This window comes from Leifsonia sp. Y878 (assembly GCF_057669685.1).
The window spans coordinates 186,142-209,642 of the sequence record NZ_JBYHFS010000005.1 but is presented as its reverse complement, the minus strand read 5'-3'; the positions used below and the strand labels follow the sequence as shown (position 1 = coordinate 209,642).

The window sequence follows — 23,501 nt, the reverse complement described above, 5'->3', positions numbered from 1 at the left end:
TGGTGACATGGAATCAAGCACATGGGACGTCGTAATCATCGGTGGCGGAGCGGCAGGGCTGAGCGCGGCCCTGACCCTGGGACGCGCACGCAGACGCGTCGTCGTGATCGACGCCGGATACCCGCGCAACCGCTTCGCCGCACACATGCACGGAGTGCTGGGTCATGACGGATTGCCGCCCTCGGAGTTGCTCAGCCGAGGACGCAAGGAAGTGGCCGAGTACGGTGTGGAGATCCACCCGGGCACTGTGCGCGACGTGACGATCGACGACACGCACGCGACGGTGCTCACCGAGGGCGGTGAGCGATTCATTGCTCGCCGGGTGCTCATCACCACCGGGCTGAGCGACCGGCTTCCGGATGTCCGTGGCCTTGACGCTCGCTGGGGAAGGGATGTGTTCCAGTGCCCGTACTGCCACGGCTATGAGGTGCGCGACCAGCGGATCGGCGTCATCGCCACGAGCCCTGCCAGCGTGCATCACGCGCAACTGCTCCGCCAGTGGAGCGACCGGATCACCTACTTCAGCAGCCGCGGCGGGGATCTCTCGGATGACGACCGAGCCGCGCTCGTTGCGCGCGGGATCACAATTGAGACGGAGCCGGCCGTGCAGGTCATCGTGCGGGATGACATCCTGGTGGGCCTCGAAGTCGACGGCGGGCGGGTCATCGACGTCGACGCCATTGCGACGGTTGGAGTCTTCGTTCCAAACGACGGTTTTCTGGCACGGTTGGATGTCGAGCGCGCGGAAGCGCCGTTCGACACGTTCATCGCAGTCGACCGAATGGGAAAGACGAGCGTCGATCGCGTCTACGCCGCCGGCAATGTGACGAACCCGGCCGGGGCCGTTGCCTCGGCGATCGCCGAGGGCGTCACGGCAGGGGCCGGGCTCAATATGTCACTCGTCGCCGATGACATCGAGGCTGCGCTTCGGCTGGTCAGCGCCTGACCTGAGACTGTGGTGCAGGGCGGCGGCAAGCCGGGTCTGAAGAATGCAGCGGATGCCGACAGGGGCGTCTACGGCCAGAGGCGACGCGAGGCCCATCCATCGTCACCACGCTGGTAGTGCACCCGAAGGTGGTTGCGACTCTGGTCACCCTGCCAAAACTCAATGGACTCCGGCCGGAGCTGCCACACGACCCAGTCCCCGACAGCCAGATCGGGCTCTCGCTCCAGGCGGTCACGGGCGGCCTCCAGCAAATCATGACGCTCTGCGGCATCGCCGAAGGGCTCGCTTTGCGTTCCAGCGAGCGCAAGCGCTTTGGCCGTCGTTCCACGCTCACGGAAGTCCTTAGCGCTTTCGGCCTGCGGCGCGGCTTCGACCCGCCCGCGAATACGGACTGATCGCACCTGTTGCGACCAGTAGAACGTCAGAGCGGCCGACGGATGCGCCTGGAGCTGCCGCCCCTTCTCACTGTTTCGTCCGCTCGCAAATGCCCACAGTCCGTCATCCGTCACGTCCTTCAGTATCAGGACTCGAGCATCTGGCATGCCGTCGGTCCCAACGGTGGAGAGCGTCATCGCATGAGGCTCCGGCACTCCAGCGGCAACGGCTTCCCTGAACCAGGCGACGAACAGCTCAAGGGGATCCGCTGGAATGCTCTCCACATCAAAGGCTGGCGCGGTTCCAACCAGGCTCTTCACAGCGCTCAGTTCTGCTCGCAAATCCGTCATTTCTTGATAGTCGCACACGCCGTAGGCGACTACAGTCGGGGCTAGCCGCAACGTGGGTAAACCTCGTGCCTCGGGGTAGTCCCACCCTGGGAGGTTCACATGTCTGACACTTCGCATCTTCCCCCCGCCGGATGGTACACCGACCCATTCAACGCAGCACTGTGGCGTTACTGGGACGGCACCCAGTGGACGGAGCACACGTCACCACGGGCCGGCCACGCCGCCCGCCCGGGTGAATCGACCGCTGGTACGCCACAGAAGTCGTTCGTGGCTACCTGGCTCTTCGCCTGGCTACTCGGCTTCATTGCTGTCGATCGCTTCTATCTGGGCAAGATCGGCACCGGCATACTCAAACTGATCACGCTCTCCGGGCTCGGCGTGTGGTGGCTTGTCGACCTGATCCTCGTTTTGGCTGGGAGCCAGCATGACAAGCAAGGCCGACCGCTCGTCGGCTACGAAGAGAACAAGAAGGTCGCCTGGATCGTCACCGCTGTCGGAATCGCCGTGTCGATTATCTTCTCCAGTATCTCCACCGCGCTGCAGGCCGGGTTCGATCGCTGGTATGACATGGTGCCGCACTAACCGCACCGACTTCATCAGCCACACCGACTTCATCAGCCACACGCACTTCATCCGAATAGGATGACGCCGACTCCACCAGCCCGCGCTACGGTGTGCGACGCATTCACGACGCAACGCCGACGCACAGGCAGGTGGAGGACAGAGAAATGAGCACAGTCAAGCAAACGGGCTGGGTGGGCTGGGGTCGGTTCGCGGCCGTCATCCTGCTCCTGAATGGCGCATTCAGTTTGATGCACGGAATCGTGGCGATTTTGGCCCCCGACCGCTACTTCGCGACTGGCGGGGGCGCTCTCTTCATCCTGGATCTCGATGGGTGGGGGTGGTGGTCGCTCATCATCGGCATTCTGCTCATCGCCACGGGAGCCGCGCTCCTCACCGGAGCGATGTGGGCACGCGTCATCGCGATCATCCTCGCTTCTCTGAGCGCGATCGCGCAGCTGCTTCTCATCCCGGTGCAGCCATGGTGGGCGTTGATCATCATCGCCGTTGACATCCTCGTCATTTATGCGCTCACGGCCCACGGCCGTGAACTCGAGTCCGACATCTAGCCGGGAAGAACCTGACATGAATCCTGATCGCCACGCGCGCTCCATGCTGCCGATTCCTGACCGACCAGCGCCTGGTCTCACGACCTATGACGCTAAGGATCCCGACACTCACTACCCGCCGATCGAGCCCCTCCGCCCACCGGCCGGTGCGCCCAACGTGCTCGTCATCCTCATCGATGATGCGGGCTTTGGTGCCTCGAGCGCGTTCGGCGGGCCCTGCGCGACCCCCAACGCCGAGAAACTCGCCGCCGGCGGTCTCAGCTACAACCGGTTCCACACCACAGCGCTCTGCGCCCCCACCCGACAAGCGCTGCTCACCGGCCGCAATCACCACTCCGTCGGCATGGGCAGCATCACTGAGACAGCGACCTCTGCGCCGGGAAACAGCTCTGTGCGCCCGAACACGAAGGCGCCGCTGGCGATGACCCTGAAACTGAACGGGTATTCCACCGCCCAGTTCGGCAAATGCCACGAGGTGCCGGTCTGGCAGTCCTCCCCCATGGGTCCGTTTGACGCATGGCCGTCAGCCGGCGGCGGATTCGAAACGTTCTACGGCTTCATCGGCGGCGAGAACAACCAGTGGGATCCGGCGCTCTACGACGGAACGACACCTGTCGAACCGCCGGCGACCCCCGAGGAGGGCTATCACCTGACAGAGGACCTCGCCGACCACGCCACCAACTGGATGCGCACGCAGAAGGCCCTCATGCCCGACAAGCCCTTCTTCGTCTATTTCGCCCCAGGCGCAACCCACGCGCCGCACCACGTTCCCAAGGAATGGGCCGACAAGTACGCTGGCGCATTCGCCGATGGCTGGGATTCGCTGCGTGAGCGCACGTTCGCCAGGCAGAAGGAGCTCGGGGTGATCCCGGCTGACGCAGAACTCACCCCGCGCCACGCGGAGATTCCCGCCTGGGATGAGATGCCCGCCGAGTTGAAGCCCGTGCTTGAGCGTGAAATGGAGGTGTATGCCGGGTTCATGGAGCACACCGACTACCAGATCGGCCGCGTGATCGACACGATCACAGACCTCGGCATTCTCGATGACACGCTCATCTACTACATCGTCGGTGACAACGGCGCCTCAGCAGAGGGAACGCTCAATGGAGCGTTCAATGAAATGGCCAACTTCAACGGAATGGCCGCGCTTGAAACACCGGAGTTCATGGCATCCAAAATAGATGAACTCGGGAGCCCGACCTCGTACAACCACTATGCGGTTGGCTGGGCGTGGGCGATGGACACCCCGTTCCAGTGGACCAAGCAGGTCGCATCGCACTGGGGCGGTACCCGAAACGGCACGATCGTGAGCTGGCCGAACGGGATCACAGAAAAGGGCGGGCTGCGCTCGCAGTTCACTCACGTCATCGACATCGCCCCCACCGTTCTTGAGGCAGCGGGACTTCCAGAACCGACAATGGTCAACGGCGTGCAGCAGTCCCCGATGGAGGGCACCAGCATGCTGTACAGCTTCGACGACAAGGAGGCCGTCGAGCGGCATGACCTGCAGTATTTCGAGATGTTCGGCAACCGTGGCTTGTACTACAAGGGCTGGAGCGCCGTCACCAAGCACCGCACTCCGTGGGTGATGGTCGGCGGAAAGCTCCCGGCATTCGACGACGACGTGTGGGAGCTCTACGACGGTCATTCCGACTTCAGTCAGGCCCGAGACCTGGCCGCAGAGAATCCGGAACGGCTCGCGCAGCTGCAGCGGCTCTGGCTCATTGAAGCAACCAAGTACAACGTGCTTCCGATCGATGACCGCGGGGTGGAACGCGCAACTCCGGAGGTCGCGGGTCGACCAACGCTCATCAGGGGGAACACCCAATTGCTGTTCGCCGGCATGGGCCGTTTGTCGGAGAACAGCGTGGTGAGCATTAAGAACAAGTCGTTCTCGGTGACGGCGGAGATCACTGTGCCAGAGGGCGGAGCTGAGGGCGTGATCATTGCCCAGGGCGGCCGTTTTGGCGGGTGGAGCCTCTACGCCACAGAGGGGAAGGCGAAATTCGTCTACAACGTTCTCGGCATCCAGGAGTTTGCAACGGAAGCTGAGAAAGCGATCCCTGCCGGCAAGCATCAGGTGCGGATGGAGTTCGCCTATGACGGCGGAGGCCTGGGCAAGGGCGGGGACGTCACGCTGTATTACGACGGCACGCTTGTCGGGTCTGGCCGCGTCGGCGCCACCCAGGCCATGATCTTCTCTGCCGATGAGACGACCGATGTCGGCTACGAATCCGGCACCGCGGTCTCCGCCGACTACACGCCGGCACGCAGTCGCTTAACGGGCAAGATCGGCTGGGTTCAGATCGACCTCGGCGACGATGACCACGACCACTTCATCGACCCAGAAGAGCAATTCCGCATCACGATGGCCCGGCAGTAGGCCTGCCGTTCGTGAGGGACCGCGCCCGCACTCGGCTGGCGCGGTCTTCTCGCGCCACGCGCCTGTGCACGAAGCGCACGACCTCGATCAGGGCAACGGATGCCGCCGCAACGCTGGCCACGAGAACCTGGGTCTGCGTCGAGAGGTGAACGAGCTGCAGGAAGTTCGCAATGAGGGGCACCACAAAGATGAGCACCAGCCCGATCACCATGGCAGCGATGATGACAGCTTTGAACAGGGTGACTGGCCGTGACAACACCACGAGAATCCACAGTCCGATGACGGTGAGAAGCAGCGTCGTACCGGTGCGGATCTCAGCTATCGACGTTCCCGTGTTCACCGAGATGAGAGCAAAAACGCTGAGGCCGACAGCCACCACAATGCCCGCCGGGACCGCGAAGGTCAGTGATCGTCTGAGGAAGCCAGGGTAGTAGCGCTGGGTGTTGGGCAACAGCGCCAGGAAGAACGCGGGGATGCCGATGGTGAGCCCGTCGATCGCCGAGAGTTGTCGTGGCAGGAACGGGAATGGCAGCACCAGGACGCCGAAGATGACGGCGAGCAGAGTTGCGTACGCCGTCTTCGTGAGGAACAACATGGATACCCGCTCGATGTTCGCGATGATCTGGCGCCCCTCGGCCACTACTGCCGGCAGATGAGAGAACTTTCCGTCGAGCAGAATGAGCCGGGCGACGGCCTTGGTCGCATCCGCTCCTGAGTTCATCGCAATGCCGATATCCGCTTCCTTGATGGCGAGCGCATCGTTGACACCGTCTCCCGTCATCGCCACCGTATGGCCGGCCGATTTCAGTGCGAGCACGATGCGCTTCTTCTGCTCTGGGGTGACCCTGCCGAAGACGATGTTGTCCTCGAGCACACGCGCCAGCTCGTCCTGGTCGTCTGGCAGGTTGCGGGCGTCGTAGCCGTCGGGGGTGTCGAGGCCGACGTCGCGTGCGATTGCCGCGACGGTACGCGGGTTGTCGCCCGAGATGATGCGAACGCTGACCTCCTGTTCTGCGAAGTAGCGGAGCGTCTCCGCGGCATCAGAGCGGATGCTTTCCCGAAAGGTCAACAGAGCAATCGGAACGGCGTCGGCGGGGACGGTGACATCATTCGTCGGGGTGCCGTGAGCCAGCACAAGAGTCCGGTTTCCAGCCGCCGCGAGCTCTGCGGCGCGCTGGGCGAGCCGCTGCTCCCCCGCATCCGTCGGGGTGCGGTTGGTGAACACCATCTCCGGCCCGCCCAGAATCCACATGCCGTCGTCGAACGTGACGGCGCTCCACTTGCGGGCGGAGCTGAACCGAACAGTGCTGATGGGTGCAGCGGACGGCGGCTGCGTGAACGTGGCGCGCAGGCTGCGCGCCGTCATGTTGGCGTCGGGCTGGGCACCGAACCACGCGAGCGCCTGCTCCCACCCCTCGCGTTCTGCAAGCGGCCACGCGGCATCGAAGCTGATGTCGCCCTGGGTGAGCGTGCCGGTTTTGTCGAGGCAGATCAGGTCGACGCGCGCCAGGACTTCGACGGCGGCAAGCTCCTGAACCAGCACCTGTTCGCGCGCGAGCTTTACAGCTCCGACGGCAAAGGTGATGCTTGTCATCAAGACGAGGCCGAGCGGCACCATGGCGACGACGGCGGCGATTGTCGACACTGTCGCGTCGACCCAGACGCCGGTGGATAAGACGTAGGTCCAGCCGCCGAGCACCATGACCTGGGCGTTCAAGACCAGGAGGGTGATCGGCCCGATGACCCAGGCGACCCACCGCAAGACGCGGTCGATCGATGAGCGCAATTCAGACGTGACCAGTGAGAACTGCTTCGCCTGGCTGGAGAGGGTGTTGGCGAATGATTGCGCCCCCACCCGATCCACCCGTGCGCGCCCCTCACCCGCGACCACCACCGATCCGGAGAACACGCGGTCGTCGTCCGCCTTATCGACGGGTTCGGACTCCCCCGTGAGCATGGACTCGTCGACTTCGAGGTCGTCGGCGCTGAGTATCACGGCATCCGCTGGAACCTGATCGCCCTGGCGCAGGACGATCACATCGTCCATGACCACCTGGGCGACGTCGATCGTGCGTTCCTCCGCGCCTCTGAGCACACGGGCGTTCGGCGCGTTGAGCACAGAGATACGGTCGAGCGTGCGCTTCGCGCGATACTCCTGTGTCGTGCCGATCACCGTGTTGGCGAGAGCGCTCACCCCGAATAGCGCGTCCTGCCAGCGCCCGACGGCGAGAAGGATCACAAAGCACGACAGGATGATGGCGTTGAACAGGGTGAAGAGATTCTCGCGGACGATGCTCCAGAGGCTCCGACTCGTCGGCTGCGTGAACGCGTTCGTGAGACCCTGACTCACACGTTCGGCGACCGCGGCGTCGTCAAGACCGGTGACGTGAGACACGGTCTCCTCCATTCGCGATCGCCATCCGCGGCAGGCGAGTCAGCACCCAACCCAACGGAGTCACATCCGTATCAAACCAGCACGTAGACGCACCGACGACCCTACAGTGAAGCGTTGCGCCTCAGGAGAGTTCGCGGTCGCCCAGATGATGTCCGTAGAAGTTCGATTGTTTTTCCATGAGGTCAGCCATGGTGGCGTCAGGACCAGCCCCATAAACGGTGCCGACAAAATCGAGGGTGCGCTGGATCGCCCAGATCTCCTCATGTCGATCCGGGGAGAAGAGCTGCGCTGGGGCTCCAACGGCGACCCACCCGATCGGTACGACCGCCGACTCCGCCACCGTCGTGTTGACCTGAACGACCGCGTTGATCCGCACTTCGGCACCGGCTCCTACGATCGAGCCAGGGAACAATGACGCTCCGGTTGCGATGAACGCCCCGTCACCCACCGTCGCTCCGTTGATGTGCGTGTGCGGTCCAATCATCACTGCGTCGCCGATGCGCACGGTGTGCCCGACGCGTCCGCGAATGACCGCGTGTTCCATCACAACGGTGTTCTTGCCGATATGGATCGCTCCATCCTCGGCGCTCAGGATGGCGCCATGGAGCACGCGGGCGCCCTCGCCGATCACCACAGCCCCACTGAGAACGGCCGTGGATGCGACCCAGGCAGAAGACGCAACAGTGGGCTGGCATCCGCGGTGTTCAATCAGCATGAGTTCAGCATAGGCACCGGCTGAGGAACCCTCGGCGCTTACCGCTGCCCGGCAGAGTCCGATAGACATGAGGGATGCAAACCTCGCGATACCGGCGCGACACCTGCCAGGCTCGGAGATGATTTAGTGAAACGTGGTGTCGTAATTGCCCTGGCGGTGGTTATTCTCGTGCCGGTAGTGGTGCTCTCTGCCCGCGCCATCATCGCGACGATGCAGCCGTCGTCTGCGACCAGCGAGGAACAGACGGATCAGCCGTCACCGGCACACGACAACGTCTTCGCTGACTACCCGCCATATCAAGACCCGTCGTACCCATCGGTGGCGGCCGCGAAGTCGGCCCGCGCCGACGGCCGCTATGAAGACGCTGCCCAGCTCGACAAGATCAGCGCTTATGCAGGGTCGAAATGGATCGGCGAATGGGATTCCGCTGGGCACCCCACCCAGGTGGTCGCTGACTACGCGCAGGCCGCCATCGACACAGGGCAGACCGGCGTGCTCGTTGTGTATGCAATCCCTGGTCGATCCTGCACCGGCTATTCAGCTGGCGGATTCTCGTTCGGCGACTACGAACCGTGGATTGATGAAATCGCGGCGGGCATCGCCGGGAAGCGCCTGGCCGTCATCCTCGAACCGGATGCACTCCTGCAGCTGGGCCGCTGTCCAGACCTGGAGGGCGACAGGCTGGCGCACCTGCGCTACGCCGCAGAGAAACTCGCCGCTGCCGGCGGGACGGTGTACATCGACGCCGCATCATCGAACGTTCCTGGAGGGGCCGCTGTCATGGCCGGCCGGCTCGAGGCGGTGGGAATCGAGAACGTCCGCGGTTTCGCCGTGAACGTCTCCAACCACAAATGGGATGTCGAATCGAGAGCGTACGCCGATGAGCTCTCCGCGCTGCTTGGCGGCGCGCACTACGTCATTGACACGTCAAGGAACGGCGTCGGGTCCGTTGGCGGTGACTGGTGCAACAGCCGCGACCGTGCCCTCGGCGCAGTACCAGGCGCCGTGCAATGGGAGAACCAGGACGCGAGCCTGTGGATCAAGACGATCGGCGCCTCAGACGGCACCTGCGGTGGTGGGCCGGTGGCTGGTCAGTGGTGGAATGAGATCGCGCTCGAACTGGCACGAAACTCAGACATCTCCGGTACGAGCACGTCTCCGACAGCGATGATCACCGAATGGAACGTCGGAGCAGCCGGGTGCGAGACGATCACCGTTCCCGTGCACGGCACGATCAACGCGACGATCGATTGGGGCGACGGCACGACGGAGCCGATTGTCGGCGAGCGTCCGTCGCATACGTACGCCGCAGCATCCGGTCACCGCACCATCACCGTCGACGGCTCGTTTTCCGAGTGGGGCGGAGCATCCGGGTGGAGCGCCGCGTGCATCACCAGCGTGACGCGGTGGGGAGCCACCGAGACCACGAGCGCGGCGCACGGCTTCGCCGGTGCCACACGCCTCACCGACATTGCTGAGTTCGCCCCGACCATCACCGACATGAGCTGGCTGCTGGCTGGCAACACCACGTTTGCGGCGGATGTCGCTGCCTGGCGCCTCGGTGCCGTGACGAACACCAGCCACATGTTCGACGGCGCAACCGCATTCAACCGTTCGGTGGTGGGGTGGGATGTCAGCCACGTCACCGACATGTCTGGCATGTTCGCCGGCGCGACAGCCTTCAACCAACCGATCGGCGGCTGGAACACCGAGCGAGTCACCGATTTCTCTGCCATGTTCACGGGCGCCGTTGCCTTCCACCAGCCGATCGGGTCGTGGAACACGGGCTCTGCGACGACGTTCGCCGGCATGTTTGAGGGCGCGACGCGCTTCAACCATCCGGTGAAGGAGTGGAAGACATCCGCTGTCACCAACATGGAGCGGATGTTCGCCGGCGCGACAACCTTCACCCAGACGCTGAGCACCTGGAACACGTCTGCCGTCACCACGATGGCGTCGATGTTCGACGGTGCAGCAACGTTCAACCAGCCGCTGGCCACGTGGGACGTGTCGCGCGTCACCGACATGACACGGATGTTCGCGGGCGCGAAAGCACAGAATCAGGGGCTCAGCTCGTGGAACGTTGCACGAGTGGCCTCGATGCGCGAAATGTTTGCCGGCGCCACCGCGTTCGACCGGAATCTCCGCGGGTGGAATGTGCAGAAGGTGACGGACAGCCGGGACTTCAGCACGGGCTCAGCGCTGTCGACGTCGAATCTCCCGCAGTTCCGCACCCGGTAGCGAGTGTGCCGGCGCTCTTCCCGCGGGACGTCTGCCGGTCCTAACATCGTGTCACCGAGTCGAAACGGAGACGATCGATGGAATCCACGGACATTGGTACCGCATTCTCGCCAGACGGACGGTACTTCCAGTTCACGGCACCGACCACGTCCGCGTCGCGCGCCGGAGACGTCGTCACGCTCCGCTCGCGCGACGGCCTCTCGCAGGTAGGGCAGGTCGACGACGTCTCGTTCACTCCTGACGGGGCGTTGAGTGGCTTCGGCCGGGTGCTCGGCTCGCTGTCGGCCGGCACATTCGACGGCCTTCAATCTTTCGCCTTCACCGATGCGGTGCTGAGCCACGCGGATGCCGACACCATCGAGATCCTGCACGCCAGCGTGAAAGCGACCATGGAGATCGGCACGTATCTGGGGGCGGATGACGTACCAGCGCGCCTGCTCCCCCACCGATTCAACCGTCACACCTTCTGGTGCGGGCAGAGCGGCTCGGGAAAGACCTACGCGCTCGGTGTCGTACTTGAGCAACTCCTCATCGACACCGGCCTGCCCATCGTGATCTTCGATCCCAACGCCGACTTCGTGCGCCTGGGTGAACTCAATGACCGCGGCACGGCGAGCGCAGCCGGCGCGGTGCTGGCGAGCAGGGACATCCGGGTTCTTCGCCCCTCGTCGCCCAACCCGCAGTCACTCCGGGTGCGGTTCACTGATCTGCCATTGCGGGCGAGAGGAGCCGTCCTTCGCCTGGATCCGCTGCTCGACAACGCCGAATACAACGAGCTCTTGCATCTGGAGGAGACGCAGGGGGCGCTAACCCAGGAGAACATCGTGCTACACCTTCGCGAACGGGGCACTCCGGCCGCCGTCGCACTCGCCGCCCGCATTGAGAACCTCACGGTGACGGATTGGTCAGTCTGGGCCGGGGGGCAGTACGACGCGGTCACCGACATCATCGAGACGCGTCCAGACGCAACTGTGCTCGACCTCGGCGGCTTCTCCTACCCCGATGAGTCGCTGGTCGTGGCGATGGCCGTGCTCGATGACCTGTGGGAGAAGCGCGAACAGCGACGTCCAGTGCTGCTCGTGATCGACGAGGCGCACAACCTCTGTTCCCCCGACCAGGACAGCCCGCTTCACATTGCGGTACGCGAGCGGATCATCCAGATCGCCGCTGAGGGACGGAAGTTCGGCCTCTGGCTGCTGCTCTCGACCCAGCGTCCGTCCCGCGTGCACCCGAGCATCGTCTCGCAGTGCGACAACCTGGCCCTCATGAAGATGACGTCGCCGGTCGACCTGGCTGAGCTCGGGACGATCTTCGGATTCGTTCCCGGCGCCATGCTGGCGCGCTCGCCTAGTTTCCGGCAGGGCGAGGCCCTGTTCGCCGGTGGATTTGTGCCGACTCCCACCATGGTGAAAATTGGTGCGCGGCTCACCCAGGAGGGTGGGGCTGACGTGGGGGTTCCGCTTCGTTGAGGAGCGCACGCTGGTTGAGACGGCTGGCGGTGCTAGGCCGCGATGTGCTGGGCGGTCGGGACGTGGTGGGCCTCGATCTAGCTGGCTGAGATCGTTGCGGTCTCCTCGGCGACCGGTTCGCTGCCGGTCGGCGACTCTGCGGCGATCCGCTCTACTTTGCTGTACACGACCATTGATGGCCCGCGCAGGAAGCCGACAATGGTCAGGCCGATCTCTGTGCCGAGTTCGACCGCCAGAGACGACGGTGCCGATACAGCGGCAAGAATCGGGATGCCGGCCATCGACGCTTTCTGGGCCAGCTCGAAGCTGGCGCGGCCAGACACCATCAGCACCATTCCCCGCAGGGGCACCCTGTCGTTCGTGACGGCCCACCCGATGACTTTGTCGACAGCGTTGTGGCGGCCGACATCTTCCCGAAGCACGAGCAGCTCGCCGGTCGCAGCGTCGAAGAGGCCGGCGGCATGCAGTCCCCCGGTCTTCTCGAACACGTCCTGACCGGCACGCAGCGCATCGGGGAAGGTCGCCAGCAACGCTGCCGGCACGCGCACCGGATCGTCGGCGACCGGAAACCGTGAGAGCGTGCGAACGGCGTCGATGCTGGCCTTGCCGCACAGCCCACACGAACTGGTGGTGTAAAAGTTGCGTTCGAGACTGGGGTCTGGGGCTGGCACTCCTGCGCCGAGCGTCACATCGAGGACGTTGTACGTGTTCTCGCCGTCCACCGTCGCACCGGCACAGTAGCGGGCTGTCGCAAAGTCGTCGCGCCGGGAGATCACCCCTTCGGAGACGAGAAACCCGGCCGCAAGCTCGAAGTCGTGTCCTGGGGTGCGCATGGTGATGGCCATCGCCCTGCCGCCGACGCGGATCTCAAGCGGCTCCTCGGCTGCGAGCACGTCGTCGCGGCGCGTGGGTGGCGACCCCACGGTGATTCGAGTGACTCGGCGTCGTACCGTTACCCTGCCCATGGTTCATGCTTAGCATCCGGCGTGCATGGGCACAATGAGCCACCTGGCTCCGTGTTTTCGCCCATGACCCACGCGCAGCTACGTAGCCCGTGTGATCGGCGCAGCTGGACGCCCCCGCGCGCACAGCCGCGACACGCTCTAAGGTTGCTCGCATGTACGTAGCCGCCATCGTGCTCGCGGGCGGCCGCTCCAGCCGTCTGGGCGGAGTGGCCAAGTCGGGCCTGCTCGTCAACGGTCAGACACTCCTCGCCCGCACTCTCGCTGCGGTGTCGGCGGCGCAGCAGGTCGTCATCGTCGGGGATGTGACCGTGCCGGGCGCCGTGGCTGCCGGCGCCGTGGTTCCAGGCGCTGTGTCCTCGGGTACCTCGCCCCCAGGCGCCGGGGCTCCAGGTGCCGTGGCTCTGGCCGCCGAGTCTGCTGACATCCCGGCATCCGTTCTCGTGACGCGCGAAGATCCGCCATTCTCCGGACCAGCTGCAGCCATTGCGGCTGGGCTCGACGCGCTGGTGGCGACGGGCGCCGGGCTTCCCGCCTTCGTCGTGGTGCTCGCCTGCGACATGCCGGGCGTAGCGGATGCCGTCACCCCACTGCTCGACGCGGCAACCCGCACCCTCGCGGAGGAGAGCGCCGGCGTCATCGCCATCGATGAGCATGGCCAACGGCAGTTTCTCGTCGGCCTGTACCGCGGCGCGGCCCTCCTGCGCGCGGTTGAACTGGCCAGGGCGTCTGGATCGTTGGAGAACCTGTCGGTCAGGCGGTTGCTCGCGCCGCTCGCCCTCACCGAGCTGGAGCTGCCGGCCCATGCCACCGCCGATATCGACACCTGGGAACAGGCCAGCGCCTATGGCATCGCCCTGCCGCCGGACGTCTCCGGACTCCCCGATAACGGAGGGCACTCGCCCCGCAGGGCGCCGGAATCCGGGCCCAGCGCCATGTCCGGATCAGGAACGGGATCAGGATTAGGACCACGACCAGGGCCGGGAGCGGGATCGGGATCGGAATCGGGAACGGGAACGCCACCAGATCCACTGAGTTGGCGGGACGCAAGACGGCTGGCGGCTGAAACGCTTGCGCCGAACGATGCAGAATCTGTGCCGCTGCCCGACGCGTGCGGCCGGGTGCTCTCCGCCGACCTCACCGCTCCGCAGGACGTGCCGCACTACCCCTCTGCCGCGATGGACGGCTGGGCGGTTGCTGGCCACGGGCCGTGGAGCATCGTCGCCGCGAGCGACGTCGATGCAGATGGGCTGGAGTCGGGCACGGCCGCACCCATCGTGACGGGCGGCCTCGTGCCGCGGGGCGCGACGGCGGTGCTCCGGAGCGAGCTCGGCACAGTCGACCCCGCGACCGACGGTGACCGGGTGGGCGCTGGGCCGGCATCCGCTCGCCTGCGGGTGAGCGAGGATGCTCGGCCAGGAGAACCGTTTGACGGCCAGCACATTCGGCCAACCGGAGAGGAAACGCGCCGAGGTGAGGTCATCATTGCGACGGGTGCCCTGCTCAACCCCGCGCATATCGCGGTTGCCGCGTTGGCCGGGTATGACGAACTGAGCGTGACGCGGCGTCCACGGGTGAGGTTCGTGTTCACCGGTGACGAAGTCGAGGAATCAGGAGTTCCGTCAGCCGGCAGGGTGCGAGATGGCTTCGGGCCGCAGTTTCCCGGGCTGCTGCGCCTGATGGGTGCCGAGGTACTCGGGCAACGGCGAGCTGCAGACACGCTCGCCAGCACTGTGACCACCCTGCGCGCGAGCATCGCCGATGCACAGGTGGTGATCACCACGGGTGGCACGGGGCATTCATCGGCCGACCACCTGCGCGGCGCACTTCATGAGATCGGCGCTCAGATGCTGTTCGATGGCATCAGCATGCGCCCAGGTGGTCCGACGCTGCTCGCCGAGGCGCCTAACGGTTGCCTCGTGGCCTGTCTCCCCGGTAACCCGCTCGCTGCCATGATCGGGCTCCTGACCGTGGTGGAGCCCATGGTGCGCGCGGCATCCGGCCGTGTCCAGCGCGAGCTGCACGAGGTCGTCGTGGACAGTGACCTCGTCGGCCGGCGGGGAACCACCATTCTCGTTCCGTACACCGTGGTCAGTTCGCACGCGCATCCGAGCGCCTGGCGCGGCTCAGCGATGATGCGCGGCCTCGCCGACGCTCAGGGGGTCATTGAAGTGACAGAGCACGGACTCGTTGCCGGTGATCACGCCTGGGCGATCGCCCTGCCATGGATGTAGGCGCGGCGTTGCCGTTGGGTTCAGTGCGAATATGCGCGGATCGGTGCTGGTCTGCTGCGCTGCTGGGCTCTCGGGTTGCTCGGCTGACTCGGCTGCTCGGGTTGCTCGACGCTTAGGCGCCGTACGACTCGATGACCTCGCGCATGTGCGGCATGCCGAACTGGTCGGCAATCTGCAGGCCGGAGTGGGAGCCGAGGCTCGGATCGGCGCCGGCATCCAGCAACGCACGCAGGATCTGTTCGTCGTCGCGGAATACGGCACACGAGATCGCTGTCTGCCCCATCCCGTTCACGACTGAGGTGTCTGCACCGCGACGCAGCAGGTCGGCGACCGTGTCGGCGTTCTGCTGGTACGCGGCCACGATCAGGAGCGTGTCGCCACGGCCGTTGCGGGTGTCGATCGGCACGCCAGCGTCGATCATCTCGCCCAGCTGACTGGTCTCTCCTTCGCGGGCGAGGTCGAAGACTCCCTCAACGACCTGGGCGCTGAGGTTGTCGCCGGGCAGTCCTGGTGTGTCATTCGTCATGAATCCATTATTCAATGGTTTCGCACGCGCAGTCGTGCTGAGGGCGCAATCCCCTGTCGGTCGAGGCATCGCGGCGAGCTCGGCAGTCCTTCTAGTCGCTGAGAATCGCCGTTAGCGCCGAGAATCGCTGTTGCAACGGCGACTCTCGGTCGAAACAGCGACACTCGGCGAGCGGATGTCCGTTCCGCGTCCGGAAGTTCGAGGTCGAATCCGGGGCCCACGAGAACGGTTACGTGGGTCTCGAGACGCTCGCTGGCGCTCGCTCCTCGACCAGCAGGTGAGTTCAGGCGGAGAAAATGCGAAACGCCGCGGGAAGGCGCCCGTTACACGCGGCGTGTTGCAAAAACTCCGCCTGGAGTTGCGTCGGCCGGCGGGGCACGGGGGTGCGAGGTGCGGAGGTCTCGAGACGCTCGCTGGCGCTCGCTCCTCGACCAGCGAGGGTGACACTTCCTGAGGGTTTTCGGGGCGGATGTTGAGTGTCCCCTTAAATGTCGACTGGTCGCATCCGCTGTGCGTCCCTAGCCTCCTAATACCGTCCCGGCCCGTTTCACAGCGGGTCAGCCGCCCAGGATCAGGAGCACGATGTTCACTCCCCCCACTCGTACACACCCCAACCGCAGGCGCGGTCTCGCTGCCGGCGTCGCATTGACCGCCGCACTCTGTGCAACAGTTCTCGTGCCAAGCGTCGCGAACGCCGCGCCGGAATCGAAAGGCAAGCCGCCGGTCATCCAGCCGGTTCCCGGCCCGCTCATGAACTACGCCGTCAACGTCACCAAGGCCAACCGCGGCCAGACGCTCAAGGTTGAGCGTGCGGTCGAGGCTGCCGGTGGAGCTGTCATCGAGTCATACGCTGAGATCGGCGTGGTCATCGCGCAGTCCAGCAACGCTGTGTTCTCCCAGATGGTTGCCACAGAGAAAGCCGTGGAGTCCGTCGGTGCCACCCGCACGGCAGCTGTGAGCGAGACCGACGCGACGTTCGGCGTGAGCGACCCGCTGGCCCCCGGCGAATCAGGCCACGGCCGCGCGGCCACCGACGCTGCCGCCGAACAGGCCGCTAGCCAGGCAAAGGATGCCGGTGTCGAAGCCCTCGTCAGCGTCGTCCCCGACCCGTCGGAGAGCCGCCAATGGGACATGACGGCGATCGGTGCCGACAAGGCGCATGAGATCACCGATGGCAGCCGCGACGTGCTCGTTGCGGTCATCGACTCCGGTATCCAGGCCGATCACCCCGACCTGGCGGCGAACATCGACGTCGCCGCATCGGCAAGCTGCCTGAGCGGCGTGGCCGACAGCAGCTACGCGTCATGGCAGCCCACAAACAGCTCGCACGGCACCCATGTGGCAGGCACAATCGCCGCTGCCCGCAACGGCGTTGGCATTGTCGGCGTCGCCCCGAACGTTCGCATCTCGGCCGTCAAGGTGGTCAACGACGACGGGTTCATCTACGCCGAGTCGGCCATCTGTGGCTTCATGCACGCCGCCGCAACCGATGCGGATGTCACGAACAACAGCTACTACATCGACCCGTGGGAGTTCTGGTGCGACAACAACGCTGACCAGGCTGCCGTGAAGACGGCCGTCGACCGCGCCGTGCAGTACTCCCAGAAGATGGGCGTGCTGAACGTCGCCGCTGCGGGCAACTCGAACATCGACCTTGCCAACAAGACGGTCGACACCGGCAGCCCCAACGACACCGTGCCGACCACGCGCGATGTGTCCGCCGGGTGCGCCGACATCCCCGCTGAGCTCGATGGTGTCGTCACCGTCTCCTCCACGACGTCGACCGGCGCTCGCTCGAGCTTCTCGAACTACGGGCTCAACTCCATCGACATCGCCGCTCCCGGTTCGTCGATCCTCTCCACGATTCCTGGGAACGGATACGGCACCTCCTCTGGTACATCGATGGCCTCCCCACACGTGGCCGGCGTTGCAGCGCTGCTGAAGTCTGCGCACCCTGAGTACTCCGGCCTGAAGCTCGCCGACGTGCTCTACGGCCAGGCCACCGACGTTGCCTGCCCGGTTGGCGTGGCGCAGTGCACCGGCACCACCGCCGACAACAGCTTCTTCGGCGACGGACTCGTCAACGCACTCAAGGCAGTGAACTGATCTAAAACGGATGGGAGGGGGCGTGTCGGCACCAGCCGGCACGCCCCCTCTTTATGTGCAGTCAGGTGCAGACGTGGAGCAGGCACAGCATCCGCCGCTCAGGCAGCCGGCGCCGACGGTGACGCCTCTTCGCTCGTCTGAATCCTGTCGGCAACGTCGCGCTGCTTCCTGCTGGCCAGCAGGAACGGGATGCCGATGAGTTCAACAACACCACCGATCACCAGCGACGTGCCGTAGCCCCAGAGGTCCGCAGAGCGGCCGAGCGCCGGCTGGATGAACACCCCGCCGAGGCTGCCGAACAGCGAGTCGAACGACAGCACCGTTGCGCGCTGCTTCGACGGGATCATGTCGTTGAGGTAGGCCTGCCGCACCGGCCCTGCGACGGCGAACACGAAGCCCCAGACCACCAGCAACACCGTCGCGAGCCAGAAGAGGCTGTTGATTCCGAGCAAGATGAGTACCGCGATGCTGGTGAGCGACGCCCCGATCACCGTGGTCGTCCGCTTGGCAAACAGGCCACGGATGCGCGGCGCGAGCACGCCACCGGCCACCTGCGCCAACGACAGGATGGCGGCCGCGAGCCCCGCTACGGAGTAGGCCGATTCGTCGCCGTACAGCTCGAGCAGGTACGGCTGCAGGGCGTAGAAGGCATAGATGCCGACCCCGGAGGCAAAGGGCGCCGAGAGGATGACGTACCGCACCGACCGCTTCTTGAGCCCGTGTTCGATCGACTCGCTCAGCACGTTTCGAGTGGCCTTGATCGGCCCCATCGAGCGATCCGGCGTGAAACCGAGGTCTTTCATCACGAACAACGCGAACACGAACATGACGATCAGCACCCCGGCTCGCAGGAGGAACGGAACCCCCAGGTTGGTCGCCTGCGCAATCACCCCGCCGAGGACAGAGCCGACGAACATCGCGACACCTGTCACGACCAGCCCGCGGCCGAAGATCGTCTCCAGGCTGCCGCTATAACGCGTCGCCGTCAGCGCGTCGACGAGCCAGGCATCCACTGCACCGGAGAAAAAGGTGAAGCCGAGACCCAGCAGCACAGACACGAGAGCCCACCAGCCGAAGGACGCGTGCCAGAGCCACAGCGCCCAATACAACGCGGTGGTGACGGCCAGGGTGATGGTGCCGAGCAGGAATGACATCTTCCGCCCCACGGTGTCCGCGACAACGCCGGTGGGAATCTCGAAGATCACCATGCCGGCGGTGAAGAAGGCGTTGGCGGCAAACGCCTCGAAGTTCGTCAGGCCGGCATCGAGCAGGAACAGCGTGTTGATGCCCCAGATCAGCGAGGCCGCCAGGGTATTGCCCAGCATCAGGGTGAGGTAGATGCGCTGCACCCGCCGCGACGCCGGGTTCATCCCCCGCGACCGATCCTTACGCTCCAGCTGCACATATCAGCAATCATCGACCCGCCGGGCGGGGATTGCTAGAGCGCGGATCGCCAGAGCGCGGACGGCTGGCGAACGCACCAGCCATCCGCGCCTGTCAGGAGCGAGCCGGCCTAATGGGTAGGGACAGTCGGAACAGTCGCCATCTCGTCGGCGACAGAAGCGGATGCCGGCGGCGCGCTGTGGGAGAGCGAGAGCCCGTGACCGAGGCGACGGAAGAGCAGCGCCGCCAGCACGGCACCGAACGCGAAGAACCCGGCGCACCACCAGTACGCGGTGGCGTAGCTCTGGATCGCCGCCTCTGCAGCGACCGTCGCCGACGGAGGAACATGCGTCGCGAGGTAGTTGGTCGCCGCGGTTGCCGCCAGCGTGTTCAGCAGGGCGGTTCCGATCGATCCGCCGATCTGTTGGCTGGTGTTGACCATCGCGGAAGCGACACCGGCGAAGTGTCCGTCGACACCGAGCGTTGCGGTCTGGATGGACGCGGGCATGATCGTTCCCATAGCGAAGCCGAGGATCATCAGCGGCGGCAGGATGTTGGCTGCATAGGTGCTGTCGAGACCCAGGCGAGTCAGATAGACCATCCCGATCACGCCAAGGGACATCCCGACGGGAACCATGATCTTCGGCCCGAACCGCGGTACGAAGATATTCGTCGACAGCTGGGCCGCCAGAACCAGCATCGCGATCATCGGGAGGAACGAGAGCCCGGTCTGCATGGGCGAATAACCCAGCGATGCCTGCAGGTAGTAGGTGACGAACAGGAAGATTCCGAACATCGCGGCCCCGGCGATCAGCACTGAGCTGTATGCAGCACCACGATTGCGATCGAGCACGATCGACAGCGGGAGCAACGGATGCCGTGCCCGCCGCTGCCAGAGCACGAACGCGATCAGCAGCACGGCTGAGGCGGCGAGCATCCCCCAGGTGAGCGGCGAATCCCAGCCATCCGTTTCCGCGTTCGAGAAGCCGAAGACCAGGCCGAACAGGGCTCCGGACACCAGCGCGGTTCCGGGAACATCCAGTTTGGGGCGGGGCCCGCTGCGCTGCACGCTCGTCACGAAGATCACGGCGCCGACGACGGCGATAGCCGCGATGACGACGTTGATGTAGAGATTCCAGCGCCAGTCGAAATACTCCGTCAGATAGCCGCCGAGGAGAAGACCGATGGCTCCCCCTGCACCGGCGATCGCGCCGAACACGCCGAAGGCGCGAGCGCGCTCCTTAGGAATGGTGAACGTCGTCGTCAGCACGGCAAGCGCTGTCGGAGCGAGCAACGCACCGAACGCGCCCTGCAGGGCACGCGCGCCGACGAGCATCTCGAACGTGCCCGCAGCACCGCCGAGAGCGGATGCCCCCGCGAACCCGACAAGGCCGATGATGAACGTTCGCTTGCGACCCATCAGGTCGGAGAGACGCCCGCCGAGCAGCAGCAGGCTGCCGAACGCCAGGGAGTACGCGGTGACGATCCATTGGCGCTGGCCGTCCGTGAAGCCAAGGTCGGCCTGGGCAGACGGCAACGCAATGTTCACCACCGTCGAATCGAGCACAACCATCAGCTGGGCAAGGGCGACAACGGAGAGCGTCCACCAGCGCCTGGATGACGGCGAAGGTGCAGTAGCTGCAGCCGAGGAAATGAGAGAAGTCTGAGGCATGAGCCGACTATATGCGATACTCTGGAGTTCCGGATATACCTAGTTCCTGAATCTACGTTCAGGCAATTCGGGCAGAATAGCGGAATAAATTCGGCAACATAGAAATGGAGATCGGCGCAATGACGCAGCTCGAACTCAACGACGGCCAGGCAGCCCAGCCCGTGAAGCTTGGCCGCAAGCGGGACCACACGCGCGACCCCGATATTTTGGATGCCGCCTTGGCCATCCTCGCCGAAACCGGCTACGACGGCATGACCATCGATATGGTTGCCGCTCGCGCGAAGGCAGGCAAAGCCACGCTCTACCGCCGCTGGCCCTCAAAGGCCGAACTCGTCATCGATGCCGTCGCCTGCATGAAGAAAGCCGACCTCGACGACTCTCGTCTGCCAGACACCGGCACACTGCGCGGCGACCTGCTCGCCATGATCAAGCCACATTCCATTGAAGATGGCGAGAAGAAGCTTCAGATCATGGCGGGGCTGATGTCGATGCTCTCCCGCGCCCCGGAACTCGCGGATGCTGCCAACGCGGCGATCGTCGAACCCCGCGCGGCGGCGAACCGCGTGCTGATGCAGCGCGCCATCGATCGCGGAGAGATCTCGGCGGACTGCGACATCGACACGCTGTCGCTCATCACGCCGTCGATGGCGGCGTACCGCACGCTGATTCTTCGGAAGCCCATCGACAGGGCCTTCCTCATCTCCCTCATCGACGGCGTCCTGATTCCTGCGGTGGGCCTTCGGCCCGAATAGTTCCGGCAGGCAATTCGCGAGGCTCGCGGCATCCGCTCGCTGCCCTCCTCGAGAATCGCAGAAACGTGTGAACGGATGTCGATTCCGTCAGCTCTCGTTCGACGTCATAGTAGAAGGACGCAGACCGCGACCTCCGCAGATGAAGGAGCAGACCATGAAGTACATGCTGATCATGCGAGCGACCGAAGCCGGCAAGAAGGCCTACGAGCAGGCCGACATCGAGGAACTCCTGAATTCCATGGGCACGTACAACGAGTCCCTCATGAAGGCGGGCGTGCTGCTCGGCGGAGAGGGCCTGTCCGATGACCTCAGCGACGCATTCGTTGTGGACTTTTCGACCGACCCACCCCTCGTCACCGATGGTCCATACGGTGAGGTCCACGAGCTGTTCAATGGCTTTTGGATGATCCAGGTGGCCAGCAAGGAAGAAGCCGCAGAGTGGGCGAGCAGGTGCCCGCTTGGTCCCGGCGCCAAGCTGGAGGTGCGCCGTGTCACCGATATGAGCGACTTCGAGGAGTTCGCCGACAACGAGTACGTCAAGAAAGAAGAAGGCTGGCGCGAAGAACTCGGGCAGCACTAGCAGCCAACCCCGAGTCCGCATTCCCGCCAGGGCTGTGATCTCATGACCGATATCCGCCGTGCGGTCGACGCCGTCTGGCGCATCGAGGGTGCACGCATTATCGCCACCCTCGCTGCGCTGACGCGCGATATCGGCCTCGCAGAAGACCTCGCACAGGACGCGATCGTCGACGCGCTCGCCCAGTGGCCGCAGTCCGGTGTTCCGCGCAATGCGGGCGCCTGGCTCACGGCTGTCGCCAAGCGAAAGGCCATCGACGTGTGGCGGCGCCGCGGTCGGCTCGACGACCGCTATCACGCACTGGCCCGCGATCTGGAGGAGGCCGGCGACGACGAGTGGGAGCCCATCGACGATGACGTGCTGCGCCTCGTCTTCACCGCCTGTCACCCCGCGCTCTCGCGGGAGGCGCAGGTGGCGCTGACCCTCCGGGTGGTCGGCGGGCTGACCACGGAAGAGATCGCACGCATGCTCTTCGTGCCGGTGGCCACGGTGCAGCAACGCATCGTACGAGCCAAGAAGACCCTGGCCGCGGCGAAGGTGCCGTTCGAGGCCCCGGATCCGAACGAATGGCCAGCACGCCTGGGGGCCGTGCTCGGCGTCGTGTACCTAATCTTCACTGAGGGCTACGCTGCGACATCCGGTGACCGATTGATCCGCACAGACCTGGCGAACGAGGCGCTGCGGCTCGGACGAATACTCGCCGGGTTGATGTCGAAGGAAGCTGAGGTGCATGGCCTCGTCGCGCTCATGGAGTTTCAGGCCTCGCGTTTCGCGGCCAGAACTGCCCGCGACGGGTCCTCGGTACTGCTGGCCGACCAGGATCGTTCCCGCTGGGATCACATCCAGATCGCGCGAGGGCGAGCCGAACTCGAGCGCGCGGATGCTGTCGGCCGGGGCCGCGGCAGCTACGGGCTGCAGGCCGCCATCGCCGAATGCCATGCCGTGGCGCCCAGCGTTGCCGACACGGATTGGGAGCGCATCGTGCTGCTCTATGAGGCGCTCGGCCGGCTCGCACCGAGCCCCATGGTGGAGCTCAATCGCGCTGTCGCAGTGTCGATGGCAACAGGACCAGCGAGTGCACTGCGCATCGTCGACACACTCTCCGCCGCCGGCGCACTGCGCGGTTCTTACCTGTTGCCGAGCGTCAGGGGCGAGCTGCTCGCCCAGCTCGGGCGCGCCACGGAGGCGAAGTCGGAGCTCTTGACCGCCGCAGGGATGGCGGCCAATGATCGGCAGCGCGACGTGCTTCTCGCGAAGGCTGCGGCGCTCTAGCTCACCGCCGTCG

General features: G+C 65.1%; 18 protein-coding genes. 11 read left to right on the top strand and 7 right to left on the bottom strand.

From position 1 onward, the window contains the following. The first annotated feature begins 7 nt into the window (after positions 1–7). Positions 8–946, top strand: coding sequence for an NAD(P)/FAD-dependent oxidoreductase (locus AC25Y4_RS16120; RefSeq protein WP_488121451.1), 939 nt, complete (start codon positions 8–10; stop codon positions 944–946). A 68-nt stretch (positions 947–1,014) separates the two neighbouring features. Here AC25Y4_RS16120 and AC25Y4_RS16115 read toward each other — a convergent pair whose 3' ends face one another. Further along, on the bottom strand, positions 1,015–1,671 hold the full coding sequence (locus tag AC25Y4_RS16115; protein ID WP_488121450.1) for a pyridoxine/pyridoxamine 5'-phosphate oxidase: 657 nt from the start codon (positions 1,669–1,671) through the stop codon (positions 1,015–1,017). 99 nt (positions 1,672–1,770) lie between these two features. Here AC25Y4_RS16115 and AC25Y4_RS16110 point away from each other — a divergent pair, with 99 nt between their 5' ends. The 3 genes from AC25Y4_RS16110 to AC25Y4_RS16100 all read left to right on the top strand — a co-directional run bounded on the left by AC25Y4_RS16110 (position 1,771) and on the right by AC25Y4_RS16100 (position 5,184). Beyond that, a complete protein-coding gene (locus AC25Y4_RS16110) occupies positions 1,771–2,253 on the top strand; it encodes an NINE protein (RefSeq protein ID WP_488121449.1) in 483 nt (160 codons plus the stop codon). Positions 2,254–2,399: 146 nt separating this feature from the next. Next, positions 2,400–2,801, top strand: coding sequence for a DUF7144 family membrane protein (locus AC25Y4_RS16105; protein WP_488121448.1), 402 nt, complete (start codon positions 2,400–2,402; stop codon positions 2,799–2,801). 16 nt (positions 2,802–2,817) lie between these two features. Further along, entirely contained in the window at positions 2,818–5,184 is a 2,367-nt protein-coding gene (locus AC25Y4_RS16100; protein WP_488121447.1) for an arylsulfatase, read from the top strand. Here AC25Y4_RS16100 and AC25Y4_RS16095 read toward each other — a convergent pair. Together AC25Y4_RS16095 and AC25Y4_RS16090 are read right to left on the bottom strand one after the other, a co-directional pair. After that, positions 5,165–7,591 (bottom strand): HAD-IC family P-type ATPase, encoded by a 2,427-nt coding sequence (locus AC25Y4_RS16095; protein WP_488121446.1) that lies wholly within the window; start codon positions 7,589–7,591, stop codon positions 5,165–5,167. The genes AC25Y4_RS16100 and AC25Y4_RS16095 overlap by 20 nt on opposite strands. A gap of 109 nt (positions 7,592–7,700) precedes the next feature. After that, on the bottom strand, positions 7,701–8,294 hold the full coding sequence (locus tag AC25Y4_RS16090; RefSeq protein ID WP_488121445.1) for a gamma carbonic anhydrase family protein: 594 nt from the start codon (positions 8,292–8,294) through the stop codon (positions 7,701–7,703). A gap of 126 nt (positions 8,295–8,420) precedes the next feature. Between AC25Y4_RS16090 and AC25Y4_RS16085 the strand changes: the two genes are divergently transcribed. Then, on the top strand, positions 8,421–10,535 hold the full coding sequence (locus AC25Y4_RS16085) for a BspA family leucine-rich repeat surface protein (RefSeq protein ID WP_488121444.1): 2,115 nt from the start codon (positions 8,421–8,423) through the stop codon (positions 10,533–10,535). 77 nt (positions 10,536–10,612) lie between these two features. Next, positions 10,613–12,004, top strand: coding sequence for an ATP-binding protein (locus AC25Y4_RS16080; protein ID WP_488121443.1), 1,392 nt, complete (start codon positions 10,613–10,615; stop codon positions 12,002–12,004). 77 nt (positions 12,005–12,081) lie between these two features. Here AC25Y4_RS16080 and fdhD read toward each other — a convergent pair whose 3' ends face one another. Then, positions 12,082–12,969, bottom strand: coding sequence for a formate dehydrogenase accessory sulfurtransferase FdhD (fdhD, locus tag AC25Y4_RS16075; RefSeq protein ID WP_488121442.1), 888 nt, complete (start codon positions 12,967–12,969; stop codon positions 12,082–12,084). A 152-nt stretch (positions 12,970–13,121) separates the two neighbouring features. On the opposite strand from fdhD, the gene AC25Y4_RS16070 reads away from it, so the two are divergent. Further along, positions 13,122–15,200 (top strand): molybdopterin-binding protein, encoded by a 2,079-nt coding sequence (locus tag AC25Y4_RS16070; protein WP_488121441.1) that lies wholly within the window; start codon positions 13,122–13,124, stop codon positions 15,198–15,200. A gap of 112 nt (positions 15,201–15,312) precedes the next feature. On the opposite strand, the gene AC25Y4_RS16065 is transcribed toward AC25Y4_RS16070, so the two are convergent. Next, complete coding sequence (locus AC25Y4_RS16065; RefSeq protein WP_488121440.1) at positions 15,313–15,726, bottom strand: ankyrin repeat domain-containing protein; 414 nt, start codon at positions 15,724–15,726, stop codon at positions 15,313–15,315. Between the two features lie 582 nt (positions 15,727–16,308). Here AC25Y4_RS16065 and AC25Y4_RS16060 point away from each other — a divergent pair. After that, positions 16,309–17,832 carry a S8 family serine peptidase gene (locus AC25Y4_RS16060; RefSeq protein WP_488121439.1) on the top strand — a complete coding sequence of 508 codons (1,524 nt, stop codon included), beginning with the start codon at positions 16,309–16,311 and terminating at the stop codon, positions 17,830–17,832. Positions 17,833–17,930: 98 nt separating this feature from the next. Here the strand turns inward: AC25Y4_RS16060 and AC25Y4_RS16055 are convergent, their stop codons facing one another. Together AC25Y4_RS16055 and AC25Y4_RS16050 are read right to left on the bottom strand one after the other, a co-directional pair. After that, positions 17,931–19,202 carry an MFS transporter gene (locus tag AC25Y4_RS16055; RefSeq protein WP_488121438.1) on the bottom strand — a complete coding sequence of 424 codons (1,272 nt, stop codon included), beginning with the start codon at positions 19,200–19,202 and terminating at the stop codon, positions 17,931–17,933. A gap of 143 nt (positions 19,203–19,345) precedes the next feature. After that, on the bottom strand, positions 19,346–20,887 hold the full coding sequence (locus AC25Y4_RS16050; protein ID WP_488121437.1) for an MFS transporter: 1,542 nt from the start codon (positions 20,885–20,887) through the stop codon (positions 19,346–19,348). Between the two features lie 119 nt (positions 20,888–21,006). Here AC25Y4_RS16050 and AC25Y4_RS16045 point away from each other — a divergent pair, with 119 nt between their 5' ends. From AC25Y4_RS16045 to AC25Y4_RS16035, 3 genes are all read left to right on the top strand, one after another. After that, the gene (locus AC25Y4_RS16045; protein WP_488121436.1) at positions 21,007–21,639 is read left to right on the top strand and encodes a TetR/AcrR family transcriptional regulator; all 633 of its coding nucleotides are present in this window, start codon (positions 21,007–21,009) and stop codon (positions 21,637–21,639) included. A gap of 154 nt (positions 21,640–21,793) precedes the next feature. Beyond that, positions 21,794–22,219: a YciI family protein gene (locus tag AC25Y4_RS16040; protein WP_488121435.1), complete on the top strand. Its 426-nt coding sequence runs from the start codon at positions 21,794–21,796 to the stop codon at positions 22,217–22,219. Positions 22,220–22,261: 42 nt separating this feature from the next. Next, positions 22,262–23,488, top strand: a complete 1,227-nt coding sequence (locus tag AC25Y4_RS16035) for an RNA polymerase sigma factor (protein WP_488121434.1) — start codon at positions 22,262–22,264, stop codon at positions 23,486–23,488. Positions 23,489–23,501 lie beyond the last annotated feature (13 nt).